General features: G+C 37.8%; 27 protein-coding genes. 14 read left to right on the top strand and 13 right to left on the bottom strand.

The window, feature by feature from the left end; translation table 11 throughout:
• The 5 genes from dmpG to ACX1N5_RS15340 all read left to right on the top strand — a co-directional run.
• A partial coding sequence (gene dmpG, locus ACX1N5_RS15360; RefSeq protein ID WP_458803419.1) for a 4-hydroxy-2-oxovalerate aldolase occupies positions 1-814 on the top strand: 814 nt, incomplete at its 5' end.
• A 108-nt stretch (positions 815-922) separates the two neighbouring features.
• Positions 923-1783 carry an alpha/beta fold hydrolase gene (locus ACX1N5_RS15355; RefSeq protein ID WP_458803421.1) on the top strand — a complete coding sequence of 287 codons (861 nt, stop codon included), beginning with the start codon at positions 923-925 and terminating at the stop codon, positions 1781-1783.
• A gap of 143 nt (positions 1784-1926) precedes the next feature.
• Positions 1927-2889: a 3-carboxyethylcatechol 2,3-dioxygenase gene (locus ACX1N5_RS15350; RefSeq protein ID WP_458803423.1), complete on the top strand. Its 963-nt coding sequence runs from the start codon at positions 1927-1929 to the stop codon at positions 2887-2889.
• Positions 2890-3274: 385 nt separating this feature from the next.
• Entirely contained in the window at positions 3275-3724 is a 450-nt protein-coding gene (locus ACX1N5_RS15345) for a bacteriohemerythrin (RefSeq protein ID WP_458803425.1), read from the top strand.
• 739 nt (positions 3725-4463) lie between these two features.
• On the top strand, positions 4464-4610 hold the full coding sequence (locus ACX1N5_RS15340) for a hypothetical protein (RefSeq protein WP_458803427.1): 147 nt from the start codon (positions 4464-4466) through the stop codon (positions 4608-4610).
• 252 nt (positions 4611-4862) lie between these two features.
• Here ACX1N5_RS15340 and ACX1N5_RS15335 read toward each other — a convergent pair whose 3' ends face one another.
• The 4 genes from ACX1N5_RS15335 to ACX1N5_RS15320 all read right to left on the bottom strand — a co-directional run bounded on the left by ACX1N5_RS15335 (position 4863) and on the right by ACX1N5_RS15320 (position 8587).
• Complete coding sequence (locus tag ACX1N5_RS15335) at positions 4863-5879, bottom strand: 3-deoxy-7-phosphoheptulonate synthase (protein WP_458803428.1); 1017 nt, start codon at positions 5877-5879, stop codon at positions 4863-4865.
• A gap of 398 nt (positions 5880-6277) precedes the next feature.
• Positions 6278-6742, bottom strand: a complete 465-nt coding sequence (locus ACX1N5_RS15330; RefSeq protein ID WP_034425889.1) for a hypothetical protein — start codon at positions 6740-6742, stop codon at positions 6278-6280.
• A 77-nt stretch (positions 6743-6819) separates the two neighbouring features.
• A complete protein-coding gene (locus ACX1N5_RS15325; protein ID WP_458803430.1) occupies positions 6820-8001 on the bottom strand; it encodes an MFS transporter in 1182 nt (393 codons plus the stop codon).
• A gap of 292 nt (positions 8002-8293) precedes the next feature.
• Entirely contained in the window at positions 8294-8587 is a 294-nt protein-coding gene (locus tag ACX1N5_RS15320; protein WP_458803432.1) for a hypothetical protein, read from the bottom strand.
• Positions 8588-9416: 829 nt separating this feature from the next.
• Here ACX1N5_RS15320 and ACX1N5_RS15315 point away from each other — a divergent pair.
• Together ACX1N5_RS15315 and ACX1N5_RS15310 are read left to right on the top strand one after the other, a co-directional pair.
• The gene (locus tag ACX1N5_RS15315; protein WP_458803435.1) at positions 9417-9677 is read left to right on the top strand and encodes a hypothetical protein; all 261 of its coding nucleotides are present in this window, start codon (positions 9417-9419) and stop codon (positions 9675-9677) included.
• A 113-nt stretch (positions 9678-9790) separates the two neighbouring features.
• Positions 9791-10900 carry a hypothetical protein gene (locus tag ACX1N5_RS15310; protein WP_458803437.1) on the top strand — a complete coding sequence of 370 codons (1110 nt, stop codon included), beginning with the start codon at positions 9791-9793 and terminating at the stop codon, positions 10898-10900.
• Between the two features lie 75 nt (positions 10901-10975).
• Here ACX1N5_RS15310 and ACX1N5_RS15305 read toward each other — a convergent pair whose 3' ends face one another.
• The 6 genes from ACX1N5_RS15305 to ACX1N5_RS15280 form a co-directional block, all read right to left on the bottom strand.
• A complete protein-coding gene (locus tag ACX1N5_RS15305) occupies positions 10976-11500 on the bottom strand; it encodes a glycoside hydrolase family 108 protein (protein ID WP_458803468.1) in 525 nt (174 codons plus the stop codon).
• A gap of 253 nt (positions 11501-11753) precedes the next feature.
• Positions 11754-12062 (bottom strand): phage holin family protein, encoded by a 309-nt coding sequence (locus tag ACX1N5_RS15300; protein WP_458803438.1) that lies wholly within the window; start codon positions 12060-12062, stop codon positions 11754-11756.
• 77 nt (positions 12063-12139) lie between these two features.
• Positions 12140-12346: a hypothetical protein gene (locus ACX1N5_RS15295; RefSeq protein ID WP_458803440.1), complete on the bottom strand. Its 207-nt coding sequence runs from the start codon at positions 12344-12346 to the stop codon at positions 12140-12142.
• Complete coding sequence (locus ACX1N5_RS15290) at positions 12321-13031, bottom strand: hypothetical protein (protein WP_458803442.1); 711 nt, start codon at positions 13029-13031, stop codon at positions 12321-12323. The genes ACX1N5_RS15295 and ACX1N5_RS15290 overlap by 26 nt, the downstream gene beginning before the upstream one ends.
• On the bottom strand, positions 13028-13810 hold the full coding sequence (locus tag ACX1N5_RS15285) for a hypothetical protein (RefSeq protein WP_458803444.1): 783 nt from the start codon (positions 13808-13810) through the stop codon (positions 13028-13030). The genes ACX1N5_RS15290 and ACX1N5_RS15285 overlap by 4 nt, the downstream gene beginning before the upstream one ends.
• Positions 13749-14144 carry a hypothetical protein gene (locus ACX1N5_RS15280; protein ID WP_458803446.1) on the bottom strand — a complete coding sequence of 132 codons (396 nt, stop codon included), beginning with the start codon at positions 14142-14144 and terminating at the stop codon, positions 13749-13751. The genes ACX1N5_RS15285 and ACX1N5_RS15280 overlap by 62 nt, the downstream gene beginning before the upstream one ends.
• Positions 14145-14304: 160 nt before the next feature.
• Here ACX1N5_RS15280 and ACX1N5_RS15275 point away from each other — a divergent pair, with 160 nt between their 5' ends.
• The 6 genes from ACX1N5_RS15275 (at position 14305) to ACX1N5_RS15250 (ending at position 17879) form a co-directional block, all read left to right on the top strand.
• Positions 14305-14595: a type II toxin-antitoxin system HigB family toxin gene (locus tag ACX1N5_RS15275; RefSeq protein WP_458803448.1), complete on the top strand. Its 291-nt coding sequence runs from the start codon at positions 14305-14307 to the stop codon at positions 14593-14595.
• Between the two features lies 1 nt (position 14596).
• Positions 14597-15001, top strand: a complete 405-nt coding sequence (locus ACX1N5_RS15270; RefSeq protein ID WP_458803450.1) for a helix-turn-helix domain-containing protein — start codon at positions 14597-14599, stop codon at positions 14999-15001.
• Positions 15002-15113: 112 nt separating this feature from the next.
• Positions 15114-16505 (top strand): hypothetical protein, encoded by a 1392-nt coding sequence (locus tag ACX1N5_RS15265; RefSeq protein WP_458803452.1) that lies wholly within the window; start codon positions 15114-15116, stop codon positions 16503-16505.
• Positions 16502-16888, top strand: coding sequence for a hypothetical protein (locus tag ACX1N5_RS15260; protein ID WP_458803454.1), 387 nt, complete (start codon positions 16502-16504; stop codon positions 16886-16888). The genes ACX1N5_RS15265 and ACX1N5_RS15260 overlap by 4 nt, the downstream gene beginning before the upstream one ends.
• 1 nt (position 16889) lies before the next feature.
• A complete protein-coding gene (locus tag ACX1N5_RS15255) occupies positions 16890-17144 on the top strand; it encodes a hypothetical protein (RefSeq protein WP_458803456.1) in 255 nt (84 codons plus the stop codon).
• A 177-nt stretch (positions 17145-17321) separates the two neighbouring features.
• Positions 17322-17879 carry a hypothetical protein gene (locus ACX1N5_RS15250; protein ID WP_458803458.1) on the top strand — a complete coding sequence of 186 codons (558 nt, stop codon included), beginning with the start codon at positions 17322-17324 and terminating at the stop codon, positions 17877-17879.
• A gap of 16 nt (positions 17880-17895) precedes the next feature.
• Here the strand turns inward: ACX1N5_RS15250 and ACX1N5_RS15245 are convergent, their stop codons facing one another.
• From ACX1N5_RS15245 to ACX1N5_RS15235, 3 genes are all read right to left on the bottom strand, one after another.
• A complete protein-coding gene (locus ACX1N5_RS15245) occupies positions 17896-18150 on the bottom strand; it encodes a type II toxin-antitoxin system HicB family antitoxin (RefSeq protein WP_458803460.1) in 255 nt (84 codons plus the stop codon).
• An 81-nt stretch (positions 18151-18231) separates the two neighbouring features.
• Positions 18232-19092, bottom strand: coding sequence for a hypothetical protein (locus tag ACX1N5_RS15240; RefSeq protein WP_458803462.1), 861 nt, complete (start codon positions 19090-19092; stop codon positions 18232-18234).
• Complete coding sequence (locus ACX1N5_RS15235; RefSeq protein WP_458803464.1) at positions 19079-19693, bottom strand: helix-turn-helix domain-containing protein; 615 nt, start codon at positions 19691-19693, stop codon at positions 19079-19081. The genes ACX1N5_RS15240 and ACX1N5_RS15235 overlap by 14 nt, the downstream gene beginning before the upstream one ends.
• Before the next feature lie 332 nt (positions 19694-20025).
• On the opposite strand from ACX1N5_RS15235, the gene ACX1N5_RS15230 reads away from it, so the two are divergent.
• Positions 20026-21024 (top strand): homoserine dehydrogenase, encoded by a 999-nt coding sequence (locus ACX1N5_RS15230; protein WP_458803466.1) that lies wholly within the window; start codon positions 20026-20028, stop codon positions 21022-21024.
• Positions 21025-21256: the final 232 nt, after the last annotated feature.

Genomic DNA, 21256 nt, shown 5'->3' with positions numbered 1-21256 from the left:
AATTCCACATCTGAAACAGGCCAAAGTCTCTGCACTGTTACTACCGGGTATTGGCACGGTTGACCATCTGAAAATGGCACATGATGTTGGCGTCGCTACCATTCGCGTTGCAACCCATTCAACCGAAGCCGATGTCTCAGAACAGCATATTACGGCTGCACGTAAACTGGGGATGGATACTGTGGGCTTCCTGATGATGGCGCACATGGCGACTCCAGAGAAATTGCTCGAAGAAGCACAGAAAATGGTGTCTTATGGTGCTAACTGTATCTATGTCACTGACTCAGCAGGTTATTTGTTACCACAAGATGTAACAGATCGTGTGGGTATCTTGCGTGCCAACCTGTCAGCAGACGTGGAAATTGGTTTCCATGGTCACCATAACTTAGGTATGGGTGTGGCCAACTCAATTACTGCAGTAAATGCAGGTGCAGTGCGCGTGGACTTGGCCTCTGCGGGTTTAGGTGCAGGTGCGGGCAATACACCGCTGGAACTGTTTGTTGCAGTGGCCAACCGTATGGAACTGGAAACAGGTGTTGATCTGTTCAAGGTTCAGGATATTGCTGAAGACATTATTATTCCAATGATGACTCACCCGATTCGTGCAGACCGTGATGCAGCAACTTTGGGTTATGCAGGTGTGTATTCATCATTCTTGCTATTCGCTAAACGTGCTGAAGCCAAATATGGTGTTTCTGCACGTGAAATCCTGCTTGAGTTAGGGCGTCGTGGCACAGTTGGTGGTCAGGAAGATATGATTGAAGATCTGGCATTAACCATGTCTAAAGCGAAAACAACCGCAGCTTCAGTTTAAAACTGATGATCTAAAAAGCATCTCGAAGGAGTACTTTTTAGAAAATTTTGATTGAATTAGGGAAGAATTGAAAAAATTCTTCCGATTTATGAGTAAAGAGAAATAGTCATGAGCACGGTACAAATTCCAGAATACAAAACGGATTCATTTTTTGGTTTAGAAGATAAATGGATTCAAACGGCTGAAGGCGAGTTAACGCATTACCACGAAGTGGGCGAGGGAACACCAGTTCTATTTTTGCATGGTTCAGGTACAGGCGTATCTGCAGCAGCAAATTGGTGGCTAAATTTACCTCAAATTGGTGAGCAAGCACGTTGTATCGCCATTGATACCATTGGTTATGGTCAAACGATTGTTGCCCCAAATACTCAATATGGTATTCGTGCATGGGTTGACCACGCTGTTCGTACATTAGATGCGTTAGGAATTGAAAAAACATGGTTAGTCGGTAACTCTTTGGGTGGCTGGCTAGCTTTTCAAATGGCATTAGATTACCCAGAACGTGTACTCGGTATTGTCTCTATGGGAACTGGTGGTGCTAAACAAACAGCAGCATTAAAAGCGCATGCAAACCCAGTTTTAACAGAGGAAGGTATTAAAAAAACCTTGTCGATGTTTGTAGTCAATAAAGACTTAATTACTGATGAATTGGTCAAAGTGCGATTTGAGGCGGCAAAGAATGATTATGCATTTGATCGCTTGCTCGATGTTGTGACTGCTCGAGATCGAGATCGTTTTGAATTTCCACTTGATTTTGAAAAAATGAAAGACATTACGGTTCCTGTACTATTAGTTCATGGTGTACAAGATGTCGTCATTCCTGTTTCACGCACTTGGGATATTTTAAATACTGTACCTAATGCTGATGCGCATATTTTCAGTCAATGTGGTCACTGGTCACAAGTTGAAAAATCCGATGAGTTTAATGTCGTGATTAAAAACTATTTAGCTGCTCATGGCGTTAAATAATTTATTTTGACTGGATCGTTGAGTCTGAATCTGTACCGTCAAGTATGAACTGGTTCAGATTCAGCGCTGATTTATATTTAATGCGATTCATACAGGATGATCGAAGGTAATTTTTGTAGATTATCTTCTTAAAGGAATAAAATATGCCTGTCAAACTCATCTGTGCTTCACACAGTCCTTTAATGGAATTTGCTTCACCACAAAACCATTCACAAGAACAAAAAGTACGAGAAACTTTTGCTCAGTTGGCTGAAGACGTCAAACGATATAATCCGACTTTGATTATTGCCTTTGGTTCAGACCATTTTAATGGGTTTTTTTATGACCTGATGCCAAGTTTTTGTGTGGGAATTCGAGCGAACGCTGCGGGTGACTGGAATTATGGCCCTGGAAAAATAGATGTGCCTGAAGAAGTGGCATTAAACCTGATTCGTAGTGTGCTTGATGAAGGTGTTGATGTTGCTTATTCGTATCGTATGCAAGCAGATCATGGGGTAACTCAACCTTTGCATTTTTTATGTGATGGTCAGCTTGATTGTTATCCGACGATTCCTATTTTTATTAATGGGGCAGCAACTCCAATGCCAACAACCAAACGAGCAATCGCACTTGGGCATGCTGTCGGGAAATTTATCCAATCGCTGAATCTTGAAAATGAACGTGTATTGATTTTGGGAACAGGTGGGCTTTCGCACGATCCACCAACACCGCAAATGGGTTCAGTGCCATTAGATGTAGAAGAGTTTTTGATTTGTGGCCGCAATCCTTCACCAGAATCACGTTCTGCACGTCAGTCTAAAATTATTTCCGTAGGGCAGCGATTAGCTGCGGGTGACCAATCAGTTGCTGTTCCACTTAACCCAGAGTGGGATATTGCACTATTAGAAAAATTTAAAAATGCTGATTTTGCCTCACTTGCTGCCATGACTGAAACCGAGATACGTCAGGAAGGTGGACGCGGTGGTCAAGAAGTCCGTTCTTGGATGGCAGCATTTTCCGCATTTTCGGCCTTAGGCGACTATGAGATGAAACTACACTGTTATGAAGCTATTAGTGAGTGGATTGCAGGTTTTGGTATCGTTTCAGCTGAATTAAAAGGTCAATAATCTTTTACACAGCAGTTAAAAAGCCACTTAAATAATTTTGGTTTTAGGTGGCTTTAAAAAAATATCTAAATTCAAGTATAAAAAAGAATTAGTTCTCATGTTTAATGCTGATTTTAATTCGTTTTTTAATGTTATGACTGCTGCATTTTAAGATATGAAATAATCTAGATTATTCGTTCACCATCTAAAAATCACAATTTTACATAGATGCAGAAATTTACCTTCGTTCTTCGAAAAAATATTGATTTGGACTATTGATTTCAATAAAAACTGTTTGTAATATCTAATTCCATATTTTTTTTATGGGATTTATTTAGGTAAATTTATTTGCCTAAAAAATCATACCTAGAAACATTTCAGCATAACAATTTACAAGAGAACAGCGATGGAATGGAGCGAAAGTTATAACATAGGAATAGATGTAATTGATCATCAACATCGACAAATATTGGATTATATCAACGCTTTAGAACAAATTCTAATCAACGGCCAACGAGATAAAATCAAAGAAATTTTAGATGATTTGATTGATTATACCCAATCCCATTTTAGCTTTGAAGAAAACCTCCTTCAACAGGTCTTCTATCAATATCTGCCATCTCATAAAGGTATACATGAGTTATTTGTTAAACGGTTGAATGAATATCGTCATAGATTTGAAAGGGGAGAATCTATCGAAAATGATTTACATCGATTACTTTCAAAATGGTTGATTAATCATATTCAGCATGATGATCAAGATTATGTGAATTCTGTACGCGAAAATATGCTGCATTATTTAAAATCACAAGAAAAGAAAAAAGGAAAAGGGTGGTTTTCACGATTCTTCAAATAGAAACAATTGGTTATTATACAAGTTACACTCACACATCTAACTAGCACAGCGGTAAAAACTGTTTACCGCTGTGTATTTTATTTTGAATCAATTATGCTGGAATAACAGGTTTTCCGACCTACATTTTTGACTTAAATTTAATAATTTTAAGCGTAAATTGGCACATACGGCAGCCATAGAAATAGGCGCAACTGTGATTTTAAAGTTGCTATAGCTAGCTAAATTCTGAAGGTCGTAGCACACAATATTTTAGAAGAATACCAATTCAATCAAAAGAACTGAGTAACTAGCAACGTGTCGTTTAGGTCATTTTATGTTGATTGGTATGTGAACTCAATGATGACAATTATGACGAGATCGACAAACTAAAACTACTATTGATCAGGTGGATCATCACATAGCAAGAATGAGATAGCGCAGATTTCCTCATGATGAATTCCTTAACATGCTTCATTGGAGATGATTAAACTGATCCTGAATATCTTTAGTGAAGTTACGACAGCATTAGCTGAATTAACTTTGGATAGGTCGCAATCTTCGATATCTTATTTAACATAATATACATTATACGAAATAAAGGCTTGTGTTAAAAACTACCTAGGAATCTATATTTCTATGTATTAAATGCTTTTAAATGACGCCATTATTTATTGATATTTTTATCAACCATACATCATCATTTGATGATCCATGATCCATGATCCATGATCCATGATCCATGATCCATGATCCATGATCCATGATTCCAATGATTCCAATGATTCCAATGATTCCAATGATTCCAATGATTCCAATGATTCCAATGATTCCAATGATTCCAATGATTCCAATGATTCCAATGATTCCAATGATTCCAATGATTCCAATGAAAAATATTTATAAATAAATATAAAACAAATACTTATATTTTTATTTTTTAAAATATTGAAATCATTTAGGAAAATTCTGAACAAAAAACTTGTGATGTATAGTGCTATGCCACGAAAAATAAAACTGTACGATATTTAATCTAAACAAAAATATGATTAAATATTAACCACTTGCGTAAAATAGGCGAGACCTTGATCAAAAAATGTCTTGTTAAATTAAAGGGTTAACAGAAGATAATTATTCCCCTTATCTTCTGTTTTTTGTTCAATTAAGCGACAATTTTGTTGAGATTTTTATGGTTAAGCTGCTCTGCGATTTCAAGCAGTATTGCTTCAGTTTTATCCCATCCTAAGCAGCCATCCGTGACAGATTGACCATATGTCATACATGCAGAGATTTTTTGTTGTCCATCTACCAAGTGACTTTCTAACATCACGCCACGAACTTGAGTTAAATCTCGTTCTTGTACAACCTGCTGTAAAATCTCAGGTTGGCGTAGCGGATCTTTACCACTGTTGCCATGACTACAATCCACAATCATTGCTGTCGGCTGTTTCAAGGTTTTTTGGATTGCCTGAATTGATGCTGCATTATAATTGGTAGAAGTATTTGAACCACGTAAAATAATATGCGGTAAAGGGTTTCCTGAGCTTGCGAGTAGTACTGGCGCGCCAGTTTGTCCCATTGCAAAAAACTGATGAGAATGCTGTGATGACAAAATTGCATCTGTCGCAATTTGTACGGAACCATCTGTACCATTCTTAAAGCCTACAGGATATGGCAAGCTGCTGGCAATTTCACGGTGAATTTGTGATTCTGATGTACGTGCGCCAATCGCACCCCATGCCAAAAGATCATCAAAATAACCTGTCACCATTGGATTTAAAATTTCACTTGCCAGTGGCAAGCCCAATTGTAAAATTTGTAAGTACAATGCACGAGACTGCTGTAAACCTTCATTTAGGTCGGCTTGATCATTTAAATGTGGATCATACAAAAAACCTTTCCAACCCACTGTAGTCCGTGGTTTTTCAATATAAGCACGCATCACAAAATAAATCTGTTTATCGACCTGAGTTTGTAATTGTTTGAGTTTTTCTGCGTACTCAAGTACTGCCTGAGGGTCATGAATAGAACAAGGCCCTGTAATGACCAATAATCGCTTGTCCTGCCCTTTTAAAATTCTTTCAATGGTTTGTCGCTGTTGTTGTACCTGTACAGCAAGTTCTTGTGTGAGTGGTTGTTGCTGTTTCAGTTGTTGCGGAGTTTTCAAAATGCTGTTCATAAAATTTCCTTGGCGTTTAATCCATCAATAAGGGTGTATGTTTTGCTGTTTGGTTATCTGCAACATAAAGCCAGAATCGAGGTTGAAAATAAGCCACCAAATAAGTTGTAAACATCATCATTATTCTCCAAATTTAAGATATAAAAAAACCTGATTGGTGTTGCCAATCAGGTATAAAATTTTTTGATGGGCAACCTATCTTTTCCGTGCCCAAACGTATTCGGGCGACTATCTAAAGTGCCAGAAATACGCATAATAAGTCATAGAGATAGGTTGCTGTAACATCAAAGTCATCACGAATAAACTATTAATTATTAAAATACGCCTGTTTATTTTATTAAACAAGTATTTTTATAAAATAAATAAATTTTTCTATGAAAATACTTTATTTTCATAAACTAAGGTAGAACACGGCGTAAAGTGACGACGCATTTATCCTGTTTTTCTGATGTACAAAACTGGATGGTATTGGCATTGCGCCACTGCACAAAATACTGTGACACCTCTCCTGCCTGATCTTGCTGATGCCCTAAGCAATCTTTTTGATTGTTATCATATTTTACCTGCAAAGCTAAAGCACCAATTTTGGAGTTTTCAGGCGATGGCTGATATTCATAAATTCCTGTTGACCATTCAGCAGCGCTTTTAATAATGACTTGATTGTTGCTTTTAAAGTTATAATATTCCACACATTTTTTGTTATTTGGAATTTCCATTCCCCATAGACCTACAATTTGTGTTCGTACAACAATATTAATTGAATTGTCATTTTGAGGGTTTGCTACTGACTGAGCAGACTGAGGTGCCGCCATTGCAAATGTTGAGCATATACAAAAAACACTGGAGATGAATAATTGCTTCATAAGTTGTTCTATACCTCTAAGTGATAAGAATAACTTAGCATATCTACTTGAAGAATTTGTATTAATAACTTGTTTATTTAACCTTTTGTTGCCAGAGCATCGTCATGTTGACTATGCCGTGGCAACCAGTATGTCAATGGTAAAGCCAGCAATACCAACATCGCTGCATACACAAAAATATGCTGCCCTGATAATAGCTTCCAGTAATGCCCAGCTAAAATGCTGCCGACAGCAACACCAATACCCCACATGGTGCTATACAATGCCTGTCCACGACCTTGTTGCTCGGCACTAAAATTCTGAAAAATAACCTTCATCGCAATGAGATGAAATAAACCAAAACTAAAAGCATGAATCGTTTGTGCCACTAGCTGCACTGTAAAATAGGCAGACCCAACACCCACGACATACCAACGGATTGAGGTAAGAATTAAACAGAGGATCACCAGTTTTTGCCAAGAAAATCGCTGTAGAAAGATGCGCTGTGCATAAGCAAACATCACAATCTCAGCGATAACACCTGTTGCCCATAATGCTCCGATTTGAGCGGTGCTGTAGTGCTGTTCATGCAAATAATTGCTATAAAAACTATAAAATGGCGCAAATGAAAACAGCAGAATAAATTCGATGGAAAAAAATGCCAAAACTGTAGGATGGCGAATATTTTCCCAGATAGGTTGTAATTTTTTTTGTGCTTTAGGTGCATTACTTGGTTCCTGAATAGTAAATGCCCAAATAAATGCAAGAAATGCAATGCTTAACAGGATAATCGGAAGCCAGCGAATAGAAATGAGATCAAGCAGTTCACCAATCAAAAATACGGCAACAATAAATCCAACAGATCCCCATTTTCTAACTCTCCCATACAATTTTGCCTTTTCATCACCTAACCAAAATAATGTTACACCTTCAAATTGCGCTAAAATCGCATTTTGGAAAAAGCTAAAAATAAGCATTAAGGCTGCGATTGACTGAAAATTATTCGGAACAATAAAAATTAAAAACCAGATACATGTCTCAATCCAAGTGGCAATCCGAACTAAAAGCATCCGTTTACCAGATTTATCTGCAATCCAGCCCCAAATGAACGGCGCAAAAAAACGGGTTAAAATTGCTATAGAGGATAGCCAGCCAATTTGCTGAAAACTAAAGCCCTGATCTTGAAGATACAAATTCCAATATGGCATAAACGTGCCAACAATCGCATAGTAGAAAAAATAAAAAGCACCTAGTTTGCTTCTGATTGGAATACTTAGCATTTAGTTGTATTCCGTAGTATTTTCAATAGCTTAATATTTTTAAAGGTTGTATCAACTTGCATTCAATTACCCTCAATTGTATTTCAACAGTCTACAAATCAGTCTACAAATCATGAAAAAATATTTTTTTTAATTTTTTGTAGACTGGTGTGGTTTTCAACTAAGAACCATATATTAAAGCCTTTAATACATAGATAATTATAAATTTTTCTCTAAATAAAAAAGCCATCAAAATGATGGCTTACAAGGACTACAACGTACAGATAAAAATTACAGTAAAGTTACGGAATAATCAATTATTCATAACACGTTCAAAATACTTATGACACCCCTGCATAAATTCGTTACTGGTTTTAAATTCGGCAAATGCTGGGTCCTTGGCATATTCACATTGATCTTTTAACGCCAACTGGTTGTACTTAGCAAACATATAGCCAGAGTAACCGTCAGTTCCTTCTATGTAACCTGCAACAACATCTTTATGTGTGGCTTGAAAGTGCAGCACCCCAATAATAATTACAGCCGAAATGACCATGATGGTAATAACGTCTTGTGTAAAAGTTGAAAGCTTTAGAGTCTTACTCATTTTTTATTCCCATTTTTATAATCTTGAATCATTTGTTTTGTTACATCTTCTTTATAACAAATGGTTTTGTATCCACTGCTCTCAAATAAGCACTACGCTTACCACAGCAACTACCATTTCTAGCCGAATTATACAGGTAAGTACATGGTCAAGATATGAGCTTATAGGCTTCTGAATAATTTTACTTTTTATGTGCTCCAAGTAGCTTTGCATCGGCAACAGCAAAAGTCAATTATTGAAATATATCAAATAGAAATGTCTAAGACTGACTACTTCCAATTTCTAACAATATATAGGCCCTATAGAAGCCAAGCATCTACATCTATGGCTATAAATAATAAACATAAAACCTAGCAATACACTCAGAAATAATTAATCAGTTTAAAATAAGTTAACCAATATATTAATTTTAAATTTTATTAAAACTAAATCACAAAATAATAAAATTTATACAAGTTACAAAAAATAGACATTAAATAGGTTTTAAAATGCCAACTAGTTCAAATTTATTATTTTAAATTAAATTAATTTAAAATATGAAAATTACATTTTAATTATATAAAAAAACTATTTTAAAAAATAGTAGTTAAAATTATCTATTATTAATTAAAATAAAATTTACAAATATAATGTAAAAAATTATATGTAAATTTATATAAATAATTCACATGAATATTAAAGTATTAATTTAATACTAATATCTATTTATGTAAAAGTGCTATCCATAAGGTCAACTCTTGATATATAAAAATATGCAGTTATAAATCAAAAACCTAAATTTTTATAACTAGATATCATTCTCTTAAATCCATCTTAAAAAGGAAAAAACATGACTATTAGTGATCATGACTACAATCAAGCACGAACAATTCTAGTGAATGCAGGGAGTGCAACTGCTTCTAAATCTCACGTGAAACATAATACAAATGGTGGCTCACCTGACAGTGATGGAAAGCAATTATTACAGGAGGCTCGAGATGAGTTTAGAAATTTAGATGTAGGGCAACCAAACCTTATATCAGCAATGACTCAAGCACATTATAATGCTATTCATAATGCTGCGAATCAGATGAATATTACAGACTGGTGATAATATAAAATATTTTATTTAAATAGAATTAATTTAATAAATATTCCAGAACCTATTAACAAATAATCAAGTCATTTTAAAAAACAAAATGAATAGAAAAGGTAAAATAAATCATGAAAACGTTTCAAGTATATATTCGACGCCCACAAACTCAAGAACCAATCTGGGACTATTCTAAAACCGTTGTGGCATCAGATGAGCGAGCTGCAATTTTAGATGCTTATAATAGTTGGGTAGATGAAAATCCTACTCCACCACCGCCTGCTCTTAATCTTTGCTATGCTAAAGTTCAACAACCAGCACAGCTCAACTCAAATCTCATGCAACCTGTTGTACTACTTAATGAGATGGTGAGTAGTTATCGAAACTCTCACCTGCATAATTTCCACCCGATGGCACTTGCTGTTTCTGAAGACACTTCAGATGACTTGTTCTCTATGGTGCAGGCATCAAAAGAAGCTCCAGGATCTACCTCATTAGCTGTAGTCGATACACAAGGTCCTGGTACTTCTGGTGGAAAGCCTACACAGGATGCTTTGGGTATTTATAACGATATGCTTACTTTAAGCTCCTTAGCAAACGTTGTTGCAATGAAAAAGGTATATGATGCACACCCTGCCGCATATGACATTACCAAACCAGCTGAAGCAACAGCATTCATCCAGGCTCAGGCTGTGAATCTAAATGACACGTTCACTCGCCAACTGGGGGCTTATGCATTACCAGGTGAAACCACATCACAGCACTATAGTAAAGAAGTTCTAACAGCTGATCTGCATCTTGAATTTTTGACTACTTTATTCTCAAGTTTTGCTTTTCCTGAAGCAGCATTAACAAAGCTAGATGCAATCCTTACAGAAGTTAAAGATTCATTGGCTAATCTGAAAGTTGGGTTAGACAGTAAGGATCAAACTCTCGACCATATCATTTTTGTGAATTATCTTGAACCTATAACATTACAAGGGGTTCCTGAAAAGGTAATAACAGGAAAAATTCGAATGTTTTATCTTCAGATTAATCAATCATCTTGGCAAGCTACTATTGGAAAAAGCACAGTTTCCAAAGTAAAATTTGAAATGAACTTCTACGATACAATTTTCTCTATAAACAGTAATCTGGTTAGATCTGATATTTCTTCGATTACTGGACTCATTAAGAAGTTTACAGGACAATCATTTGAAGAAATGAGTAAGTTGACCAGCCCAACAGTCATTAAGAAGTAATTTTTAATCTCTTTATATAATTAGTTTTATAAATAAAAGCTCTCCCTCTGAGAGCTTTTATTTAATTAAAGTTAATCAGTTATCCTTAGCCGCATATTTAAGGTTTTCAGCACACCGTCCTACCCAACCTTTACCATAGCGAGAAAAAGTTGGCAACTCTGTATAGAATTTCAAACGCTCTGCCATTAAGGTCAGAATGACATCATTGATATCAAACTCATTAACCTTGGCTTTGGTTGCTGGTCCTAGCTTACCATCGACTTGAGAGCCAACTAGCCCAATCGCTTGCTGTAATTCTTTGATTGCACGTTCCTTTCCTGCATTGATAGCAAAATCCCATAACTGGAATACAACCGCAGAGTGAATACCATCTGCACCAAGCTTATCCCACCAGTCCGTGCGGTAGATTTCTTTCGCCTGAACAAGTGTTAGGTTTTTGATATCCAAGTTCGGATAAGTATTTGCAGCTAGCCCATACTTTGTGCCTTTTAATGTACCTTTATTAACTTGGCCACCCGTCCAGTTACCAGGATCATTCTTGTCTATAGAGTAACCGCCTTCATGGCCAATCAACCGTTCAAATGCTTCATCAAAGCTAATTGCATCTTCTTTTAACTCGGCAAAACTTAAAACATTATTTTGATGTAACTCAGGCTGATACTGCTTTTTTCCTATAATGACTGCACATAGGACTAATAAACCTTTTACTAAAGTTAGATATGGCTCTTGCAATGTCCCTGCATCTACGATTGTTTGTAGAAAGGGTGAGATGACACCAATTAGACCTACAGCTGCCGTACCGTATTGCACCGATTTAAAACGAAAAATACTTGTTTCTAACATACCCATCAAATTATTCCTCACTGTCTGTTTTTCGATTAATAAATGCATCAACCCAGAGGCTGCCTTTGAAGCCAATGAATCCTCCTAGAAAAATTGAGATTTCTCGGGGTAGTTTGAGGTATTCCAAAGTGCTGGATACTGCTAGAGTCAAGCAGCCACACAGCAAAGCTTCAACCCAGTCCAGTTTGCCTTTTTGTTTTATTGACTTAATTGCAGATGTCACCACTGATAAAGTCATGGCGCAAATGACCATGCTATTAACTGTCAAGGTTTCATAAGTTGACTTAGCAAATTGGATAAGAAATTCACATACACTCATAACTACTAACCATTACTGAATGGCTTCATTATGAGTGCTGGTTTTTTGAGGGTTTTCTAAGGTTCCAAAATCAGGCCTTAACGAATGATTCTGTTAATGCCTTTAATCACTTCATTCATGATTTTATAAAAGACTTGCTGCTTTTCATTTTCAGCTTTACGTTCAGCCTTTACAGCTCTGTAGGCATCAGATCCATAAAAGTCAGGGTCAAAACTTAGTGGAAGATCCAGAACATGGTTCATTGCAATACCAGTATCCTTACTCAGCGTGTAGATCTTCTCCATAATGCAATTCGTCCACGTCTTTGACGAGTCCGATAAAGACGGCAGAGGGGCAAAATCGCATTGGCGCATCATCTGTACCTCCCCGAACCACAAAACCATCATCATTGATGGCCATATTCAAAATACTCTGCAACTGGCTATTACATTCTGAATACAGCTCATAATACTGGTTAAACTCAATCTGCCCCAGCTGCTTGAAATACTCTAACCGTGCTAGAAACTGTGGCTCAAAATTATCAAGGTCCATCGCTTCAGAAAGCACATCATGTTGGTCATATTGCATTTGTAGCGCCATGGCACATGAGATCCATTCCGCAACACTTTTACATTTTGACTCAAGATATTCAGCCTCAATTCCTGTTAATTGGCGAACAGTGAGATTATTAAGACGAACTGAGGTCAGCCATTGCACTTCATATTGCGGCAAATATGGCTGCATATTCATATCAATCTCAAGCAAAGTCTTGGTTTGCTTTTCAAGATACGTGACTAAAAGTGCATATCGCTCCTGCACGGTCATTTTTAATGGGTCTGGACCATAGACCAAAACATGACGTAAAAACTCACTTAGGCGTTTTTCATTGAGCTGCTTGTCAATTGCTGCAACTTTAAGGGAGTTATGAAAAGTCAGCTCTTTAAGTTGATAGCATATGCTACCGATTTGAATAGGATCAAAGTGCATCATTTAGAGCCACCATATAAGTTAATAATGTCTTGTTTGTCCCAGGCAGTAAGACTCATCAGATTGATCTGTACTTGGGCAGAAAGTCGATTGCCATTGCTATCGATCGGCACATTGAGCGGCGCCTGTACACTTTCAATAATCAGAGGCTTATAGGTTTTGCCATGCAAGGTCAGGGATACAAATGGAGGGATGGTACTGGGGAATAAATCAATACTTTTACTTTGTACAGATCCGCTGATAATTCCTTCACTTGCCAAGGATTGTGGTAATGCCCATTGCTGAAGTAATGAAATCTGATTTTCGACTTCCACTTTAGGGTCTTTAATGGCAATAAAAGCCAACGTGAGGTTAAGACGGATTGATGCTGTAGATAGAAAGACCTGACGAGTATTAATTTTAGTTAAGTTGGTTTTACCTCTTAATCCACTCAAACCATCTTGTAATTTCTGAGTAACACTATCGAGCCCTACTGCTTCAGCAACTGCTCCAAGCGTATTACTTAATTCACCTGATTGAATGCCAGCCATCAGTGTTGGTAACTTTTGTTCTGGATTGGAGTTTTCAAACGGCGTTTGCCACTGGCTCTCGATGTTCTGATCACCATCAACAAACAAGCCTTTTACAGTGCCATCACTTAAAGCTGGCAGATTCTCTTTTGTGCTATCTAATGCAGTAATTGTTGCAACGAGATGTGAAGAAATATGGTCGTAAAGCAGGCTAACACTGCTTTTTGGCAGTTTGATCGTGCTCGTATTCACATGCTGCTTCAATCGCAGCATCAGCAGATTCCACATCATCAGCGAACATCTGGCCAATGGTAGTTTCATCAACCCCTAAGGATTCAAATGCATCTTGAACAGCACCAATGATCAGATTAAATAAATCATCGTTATCGCCTTCATCTTCATCGGTTGCTTCTACAAGTAGACTATCCAGGTAATCTGATGGCAGTTCACCATCAAGTTCACCATTGGTCACAGCCATAATCAAAGCAGAAACAATGTTTAAACCCAATGAACGTGCATGCTCAATCAGAGACTGCACTTCACGGGACTCTGATTTATCGCTTGGATGTTTATTGACGATGAAAGAAGGGCTCCATTGCGTAAACAAATTGAAAACTATCCGTGGGATCTATCTCAAGTGAGACATATTCCAAGAGATCGGTTCTAGCCTTCTAAACTTATAAGTGATTGCTACCTTCGGGCAGCTTTTTATTGCAAAATGCGATAATTTTGATATACTCTCAATATAGCAAAATGCGATAATTAATATGCACGTTATCACCCATGCTCGAATTCTTGAAGCAAGCCAAAAATGGCCACAGGCTGAAACGGCATTAGATGGCTGGTACCGCCTCATTAAAGCAAATGATCCTAAAGACTTTGCTGAAATGAAACGCTATTTCCCAGCCGTTGATAAAGTTGGAAAGTTCCATGTATTTGACATTGGCGGAAACAAAATACGACTGATTGCTGTCGTGATGTATCAAGCAAAAAGAGTCTATATCCGTCATGTTCTATCTCACACAGAATATGACAAAGGTCATTGGAAGGAGAGCTAACATGAATGCAATGATCAAACAGGCGGTTGACCACTGGCACTATATTGCACCATTGCTCACCAAACCTGAAAATGAAGATGATTTCAATACGCTGGTCGAAGCATTGGATGAGTTACTAGATATCGTGGGCGATGATGAAACTCATCCACTCATGGGGCTAGTACATCAATTGGGTGATATCGTTTCAGAATATGAAAATGAGCATCTACCAATGCCTAAAGGTGATGGTCGAGCCGCACTCGCTTTTTTGATGCAACAGCATGGTTTAGGACAATCAGATCTACCAGAGGTTGCAACTCAATCAGTTATCTCAGAAATTCTGAATGGGAAACGCCAGTTTAATCTTCGTCAGATTAAGGCGCTATGTGAGCGATTTAATGTTTCAGCAGAAACTTTTTTAGAATAGATAAGATTGCTGCCTTCGGGCAGCTTTTCATTTTTGGTACTTGCCATAAACGCCTAACTTCCTCCATGTAATGCTTTCCCCATCGAAATTCCTTCGTTACATAGGTAAAAAGATGGGTGCATTAAACCAAGAAATGCAAAAACTATTTGATGGGCAGATTCAAGCTGCATCAGAGTGTGCAAACTACTACCTCCAAAATGGAGAAATGGCTGAATTTGATAGCGTTGCTGTCGATCCAAAAACATTGCCAGCACCATTGGCCGCAATCTTTGACAGCATTGACCCAGAATACCATCATAAAATTGATGATGCTGTACGTTTGGGGATTGGTGTTTATCAAGCCCGTAATGGTGGTGATCTGCCAAGCAATGAACTAATTGCCTCAGCACTGTGTGCAGGTCAATCTGTTGCTAATCAAAAATACTCATCTGAATTTCTTGAGCAGGTCGCTAGTTTCGATAGCATCTCAAATAGCGGCTATGAACAAGCAGCTGTCGTTCCTGCAATGACTGTGGTGACTATTGCGAACGTGATTGCCAATGCTTTACCAATTGTCACTATGTTACCAAACCCGACCAATAGTGTACGTGTACCAGTGGTTGCAGTACGTTACACAACAGATTCGGCTTTTGGTGCAATGGCTGAAGGTGAATATCTCGATGGGGAAAAGGCAGCACTACCATACGCTGAAGGTCGTTTTTCATTTGCCTTGGCTCAGGATGCAGCTAATAAGAACGTGTATGCAGTGACCACACGTAGTACTTATAGCGATTTCAGTAAAAAAACTCCAAATGCCAACGGTGCACTTTTACCGTTCTTGTCTGGTAATGTATCTTTGCGTGTCAATGGACGTGAAGTTGCTCATACTCGCGGTGAGCAAAGCTTATCTGTACAAAAAGGTACGGTTGCCGCTGTATTAAAAAAACCTGTAACAAGCATTGCAGGTACAGACTACACCTTACTAAGCGTTTCGGTAGATGTGACCAATCGCACCATTACTGCAACATTCGATAAAGAACTGCCTGATACAGCAAACATTGAAGTGCATGTGGTTGCTGACTTTGATGCTAAAGACGGCAATAAAAAGCACATTATCCAACCGGTTGGTGTGACTCTTGAACCAGATTATGACTTGATCCAATCTGTACCATTTGTCAACCAAATCAACGTGTCTTATAACACCACAAACCAGTTGGCCAATGAACTTGGGCTAGGCTTTGTAGGTGCAGCATTAGCTGCTATGCAGGGAAAATACTTCCTTGAGCAGAATGTCCGCTTGCTCAAAGATGGTAAAGATTGTGCCAAGTATATGGACAGCGATGATAACAAGCGTGTCTTTACTTTTGATGCTAGTCGTGGTGCGACAGGTAATTTGACAGCAGCAATGAATACTACAGCTGATCTAATCCGTGAAGTATTCAAATTTATTGCTTTGGCCAAAATGAAGATCCGTCATCCACATCAAGCAATACTAATGAGCCTGTTGCTGATACGGGAACTGTGAATGAAACCATTGGTGAAACAGTTCAAGTAGATGCTTCAGCAACCGAAGTAGATACTACGACAACAGAAATCAAGAAAAAACGTGGCCGTAAGAAAACTGATACAGATGAAGCGGAAACTCCAACAGAAATAGTGCAGGCGAATACCAGCGCAATAGCCGCTCCGTCTAAGGAAACCGTTGCAACGACTACAATAGTTACAGCTGTTACTTACAGTCTAAAAGTCACCAATAACAGCGATAAACGAGTGACAGAGCCGTTGACTTGTACTCAAATTGCTGCGGGTGATACCGTTGAAATTATTGTTTCTGATGCGAAAAAAATGGCGCAGGTGAAAAGTAATCTCACCCAGTTAAAGCATTTCGGACGTAAATTGGAGTTCTAAGATGCCAATTGTGATTAATGGTACCAATCCTTTTACCGATATTTTGGGTGATAGTGATACCGAACATAATCTGGCACTTAAAAATAGCGCCGTGGTCAGTATTTCAGAGCCTTTAACAAGTTTAACCATTAAACCTCAGGGCTCAGCCGAATTTACCTTGATTGGCGATCTGGCTTATCAGCAGCTGCAAAGCAATATCGCTCAGATTAATATACTTAAAGGGATTTCAGCATTAACTTTAGCTACAACTGGATGAAAATTGACTGTATTAAATAAGGTTCACTTTAGGTGGACCTTATTTTTTGGTACATGCCAAAACGGCCCAATTTCAGCCTTGCAACAATAGCCACATCAAACAAGTTTGAGTGGTATGCAATGATCCGCAAACACACATTCGTTGTTGTACAGATCCCAATTCAATTGGGAGACTGATATGACAGCAATCGCAGTAAATCTTAATGCCACTGGTGCGTTATCTTTAGCAGATACATCCAATGCATCACTTGGTATTAATTATGATCTCTACAGCTATTTAGGCTCAGATGTACAGCTTAAGATCCAGTTTTTTGGTAAAGCATCAAAACCCGCTAAAGGTAGTCAGATTATCTGTCGTATGACCTGGATTGATAAGGTTACAGATGATGAGATTTATAAAATTCAAGGTAATTTGAACAACAGCGAAGATGACTATTCATCACTCTGGAATGTTGCTGGTGCAAAAGAGATCTTCAAGTCATTTGAATTGGTCTATGGCAACAACATGATTGCCGCAATCCTGGCAAGTGATGCTTATAACGCGGCCAACAGTATTGGGCGAAATTCTGTCAGCCTTACATTAGCAGATGATCAGCCAGATAGTTTTGATGGGGATACAGTTTACAAGCTATTGACTTCGTTGGATCAACGACCAAGTGATCTAGGCTTAATCGGTTTAGATAATCTGGAAGTCTATTCAACACTATATCGTGTAAGAGTACCAAGGTATTGTTAGACATGAAAAAGCCCACTTAATGTGAGCTGATTTCTAGGTCGACCATTAACCAAAAACCACCTTGGAAACGATCATCATCTAACCATTGTTCTGGGCTAAATGGTTTTGGTAAAGGAATCTCCTTACCTTCAAAGTGAACTTCGACCGCTTCTTGTGCCATACGTTGAATATCTTGTATTTCATCAGCAGCACTGAAACAACCGTTAAAATCAGGAAAAGTTAAACCATATGCACTATCCTGATCTTTATGAACATATACGGGATATAACATAATCTACATGTCAAATTAGCTTATGTATAAGTAATCAGAGAATAATAAGCCCGTCAATCACCATAAAGAAACACACACAATCTACTGCCCATTTTCTTCAATATCCTTGGACATCTCGACATATTCCAACTGGCGCATGAATGCTTCACGTTGCTGCTCTTTCATAAGGCGTTTTGCTTCAGCCAATTTATCCGTTGCAGCATTGGCAACCGCCGTGCGTTTAGCATCCTGCTCCGACTTGTCTTTGAGATCTTCTATCTCTAGTCCCCAGAAAACCGCTGTAATCTTGGCTATTTCGCCGTGAATAGCTGTCTGTTGCTGTAAATCACGGGTAAATTGGGAATTGAAGGACATACGTCCACGTAGCTTATCTGCGGCATTGATATCAAGCTCACCCTCTTGCTGTAACAACTCATCGTAGTCAGCTTTGATTGCCTTTGATTCATTTACAGCTTCATCTAACATTTCACTTAAATCAAAGCTTTGATGGCGAATTTTACGGATCATAATTGCTGCAGATAATTTACTGCGATCAACTTTTTGTGGCAGGTATGTATTTCGATTTTTTTTAGTGATAACTTCGACTTCTGTATTTTTATTAGCGTTTGATTCTTCTCGTTTTTCATCGCTAAAACCACCGCTAATTTTTTGTGATTTAGCGGGCTTTTTAGCGCTAATTTTAGCGGCACCTTGCAGGGTTCCTCCACCTTCCCGAATTACCTTATTCAGCTCACCATTGGTTTTCTGGACATACTGCTCAGGTTTCTTTTTCCAACTTTCAGAGATGGACCGCTTCCTCACATTGGTAAAATGCGGAACGTCACAATCAAGCTCCTTTGAAACGATCTCGGTGAGTTTCTGCCAGGCGATTTTAGGTGTGCTTTCCCACACCTCTCGCAGTAAGTTCCAAACTTTGTCGGGATAGGTCTTAACGACAGCCATTTGGAGCAACCTCAAAGATATCTAATTGCATTTTGGCACGGCGATCTAGTCGCTTGGCGACAGGTACCTCTTGTGATTTGATGATCATTTCATTGACATTTGATTCGTCACGTTCACATAGATCATCAAGATGGCTGAAGAATTTCACATTGTTTCGAGACAATAAGACATCACACTCTCGAACTGTTTCCATTAATGTGGCCAAGCTCTCTTTCGTAACGTGACCGTCGTTAATTTCATTAATAATCTTTTTGGAATTTTGGATAAGTGCTAGGACACCAGAGTTTGGCAGGCTGGCAAGATACTGAGAGCCAGCTTCTGCAAATGAGCCACTGACCTGCTCAATGATGCGTTCTACCAACGGCGATAATGCATGTGCCATGCCGTTATATAGCAATCCAACCCGACTGGCTGTTAAATCGATCTCAGGTTCAACAGTAAAGCCCAAGATCCAGTCTGCAGATACACCATAAAGTAAGCAAAGCTCTTGGAGAAGTTCCGAGTCAGGGGCAACCTTGCCGCTTTCAATTTCACTTATACGGTTCTTTTGGTTTGGATTTTTAACATTAAAGACTTTAAGCATGACATCTGTTTGTGTCATTTTGGACAGTTTTCTCGCGGCACATAGCTTTAGGCCTATCAGTGCTCGTTTATTCTCATTTGATTTAAATGCCATACACTCTCCCCATAAACTGCAGGTGTCATCATGATCACCAAACTTTAAGGTCTAATGATCATATATATGGCAAGAATGGTCGAACCTTACAGGGGGTCAGATGTTTTAACTTCTATACACTCAACCAGACTGATTTTTGGTTGCACTATCATTTTAGATAATTAATATGAGTTATTATCGGAATCAAATATTTATATTATCCATAAACTTAATTCTAAATTAGAATCAAAAAGAATAATTTTAGAAAAGAAATTGGAATGAAAAAATTTAAAATTGCCATAGTTGGCTTTGGTTCTGTAGGTCGAAATATTGCGCAACTGCTAAATAATCGTGCTGCTTATTATGCTAAAAAATATGACTTAATTCTCCAAATTACAGGAGTTTGTAAATCTAACTCTGGTTTAATAAATAACGAAAATGGTCTAAGTTTAGATGAAATTTTCAATACAAATAATTATATCGCTGGTTTAACTAACACAAATTTCATACAGCAGATCGATGCTAACGTAATAATTGATGTAGGACCTAGTGATTATATAACTGGTGGAAGTTCTTTAAAATATGTTACTGAAGCGCTCAACAAGAAGATAAATGTTATATGTGTCTCAAAGGGTTCTTTAGTTTTAGAATTGGAAAACCTATTAGAATTAGCATGCCAAAATCAAGTCAAGATTTTATATAGTGGTGCAACTGCTGCGGCCTTACCTACTGTCGATTTTATTAATTCTAATTTGCTAGGCTGTAAGATACTAGAAATACAAGGCATTTTAACAGGAACAACCAATCTAATTCTTGATGAAATGATGCAAAACAATTTAAGTTTTGATGAAGCACTACAGAAAGCTAAAGCATTAGGTATTGCAGAACCAGACAGTAGCTTTGATACCCAAGGCTGGGATACCGCTGCAAAAATTACTATTATTGCAAAAACATTTTTTAAAGAAGAAATAGATTTTAATCGCCTTTCAAAGCAAGGAATTGAGCATATAACGCACTTGGATATAGAACGCTGGCGTTCAGAGAGCTTAGTGCCTCGCCTCATAGGATACATTAATGGAGCTGAAGATAATTTCAGTATTGGGGTCAAACTCGAATTATTTGAAAAGACTCACCCTTTTTCGTTAGTCACTGGAAAAAATAAGGCTATGAGAGTTCTAACTGAGGAAATGGGTGAGTTTTACATTACTGGAGGTGCATCTTCTCCAGTTGCAACAGCTGCTGCTGCATTAAAAGATTTAGAAAATCTCATTAAATAAAATCATGCCAGTATTACAACTCGCTGCGTATCGTTTTAATTTGTGGCTAATACACTGTGTTCTACCTCGTTCCACTGCATGGCGTTAGGACGAGGTAGAAAACATATTTATAAAATACTTAATCCAGATTAAAGTTTGCCTTCACAGGTAGGCTTTTATAATATGCCTATACACTTTTTTGTTGATGCCTTTAATGCCAGATCTTCAGCTCAGCCTTAGTGAATACTTATCA

The sequence above is a fragment of the Acinetobacter sp. ANC 4636 genome (assembly GCF_054454555.1).
The sequence above is the reverse complement of the archived record's forward strand: the minus strand, read 5'-3'. Positions and strand labels throughout refer to the sequence as shown.

What these genes read in the sequence shown, in the direction of transcription:
- ACX1N5_RS15355 (WP_458803421.1), top strand. Translation starts at nt 923, where the DNA reads ATGAGCACGGTACAAATTCCAGAATACAAAACGGATTCATTTTTTGGT.
- ACX1N5_RS15350 (WP_458803423.1), top strand. Translation starts at nt 1,927, where the DNA reads ATGCCTGTCAAACTCATCTGTGCTTCACACAGTCCTTTAATGGAATTT.
- ACX1N5_RS15345 (WP_458803425.1), top strand. Translation starts at nt 3,275, where the DNA reads ATGGAATGGAGCGAAAGTTATAACATAGGAATAGATGTAATTGATCAT.
- ACX1N5_RS15340 (WP_458803427.1), top strand. Translation starts at nt 4,464, where the DNA reads ATGATTCCAATGATTCCAATGATTCCAATGATTCCAATGATTCCAATG.
- ACX1N5_RS15335 (WP_458803428.1), bottom strand. Translation starts at nt 5,879, where the DNA reads ATGAACAGCATTTTGAAAACTCCGCAACAACTGAAACAGCAACAACCA.
- ACX1N5_RS15330 (WP_034425889.1), bottom strand. Translation starts at nt 6,742, where the DNA reads ATGAAGCAATTATTCATCTCCAGTGTTTTTTGTATATGCTCAACATTT.
- ACX1N5_RS15325 (WP_458803430.1), bottom strand. Translation starts at nt 8,001, where the DNA reads ATGCTAAGTATTCCAATCAGAAGCAAACTAGGTGCTTTTTATTTTTTC.
- ACX1N5_RS15320 (WP_458803432.1), bottom strand. Translation starts at nt 8,587, where the DNA reads ATGAGTAAGACTCTAAAGCTTTCAACTTTTACACAAGACGTTATTACC.
- ACX1N5_RS15315 (WP_458803435.1), top strand. Translation starts at nt 9,417, where the DNA reads ATGACTATTAGTGATCATGACTACAATCAAGCACGAACAATTCTAGTG.
- ACX1N5_RS15310 (WP_458803437.1), top strand. Translation starts at nt 9,791, where the DNA reads ATGAAAACGTTTCAAGTATATATTCGACGCCCACAAACTCAAGAACCA.
- ACX1N5_RS15300 (WP_458803438.1), bottom strand. Translation starts at nt 12,062, where the DNA reads ATGAGTGTATGTGAATTTCTTATCCAATTTGCTAAGTCAACTTATGAA.
- ACX1N5_RS15295 (WP_458803440.1), bottom strand. Translation starts at nt 12,346, where the DNA reads ATGGAGAAGATCTACACGCTGAGTAAGGATACTGGTATTGCAATGAAC.
- ACX1N5_RS15290 (WP_458803442.1), bottom strand. Translation starts at nt 13,031, where the DNA reads ATGATGCACTTTGATCCTATTCAAATCGGTAGCATATGCTATCAACTT.
- ACX1N5_RS15285 (WP_458803444.1), bottom strand. Translation starts at nt 13,810, where the DNA reads ATGCTGCGATTGAAGCAGCATGTGAATACGAGCACGATCAAACTGCCA.
- ACX1N5_RS15275 (WP_458803448.1), top strand. Translation starts at nt 14,305, where the DNA reads ATGCACGTTATCACCCATGCTCGAATTCTTGAAGCAAGCCAAAAATGG.
- ACX1N5_RS15270 (WP_458803450.1), top strand. Translation starts at nt 14,597, where the DNA reads ATGAATGCAATGATCAAACAGGCGGTTGACCACTGGCACTATATTGCA.
- ACX1N5_RS15265 (WP_458803452.1), top strand. Translation starts at nt 15,114, where the DNA reads ATGGGTGCATTAAACCAAGAAATGCAAAAACTATTTGATGGGCAGATT.
- ACX1N5_RS15255 (WP_458803456.1), top strand. Translation starts at nt 16,890, where the DNA reads ATGCCAATTGTGATTAATGGTACCAATCCTTTTACCGATATTTTGGGT.
- ACX1N5_RS15250 (WP_458803458.1), top strand. Translation starts at nt 17,322, where the DNA reads ATGACAGCAATCGCAGTAAATCTTAATGCCACTGGTGCGTTATCTTTA.
- ACX1N5_RS15245 (WP_458803460.1), bottom strand. Translation starts at nt 18,150, where the DNA reads ATGTTATATCCCGTATATGTTCATAAAGATCAGGATAGTGCATATGGT.
- ACX1N5_RS15240 (WP_458803462.1), bottom strand. Translation starts at nt 19,092, where the DNA reads ATGGCTGTCGTTAAGACCTATCCCGACAAAGTTTGGAACTTACTGCGA.
- ACX1N5_RS15235 (WP_458803464.1), bottom strand. Translation starts at nt 19,693, where the DNA reads ATGACACAAACAGATGTCATGCTTAAAGTCTTTAATGTTAAAAATCCA.
- ACX1N5_RS15230 (WP_458803466.1), top strand. Translation starts at nt 20,026, where the DNA reads ATGAAAAAATTTAAAATTGCCATAGTTGGCTTTGGTTCTGTAGGTCGA.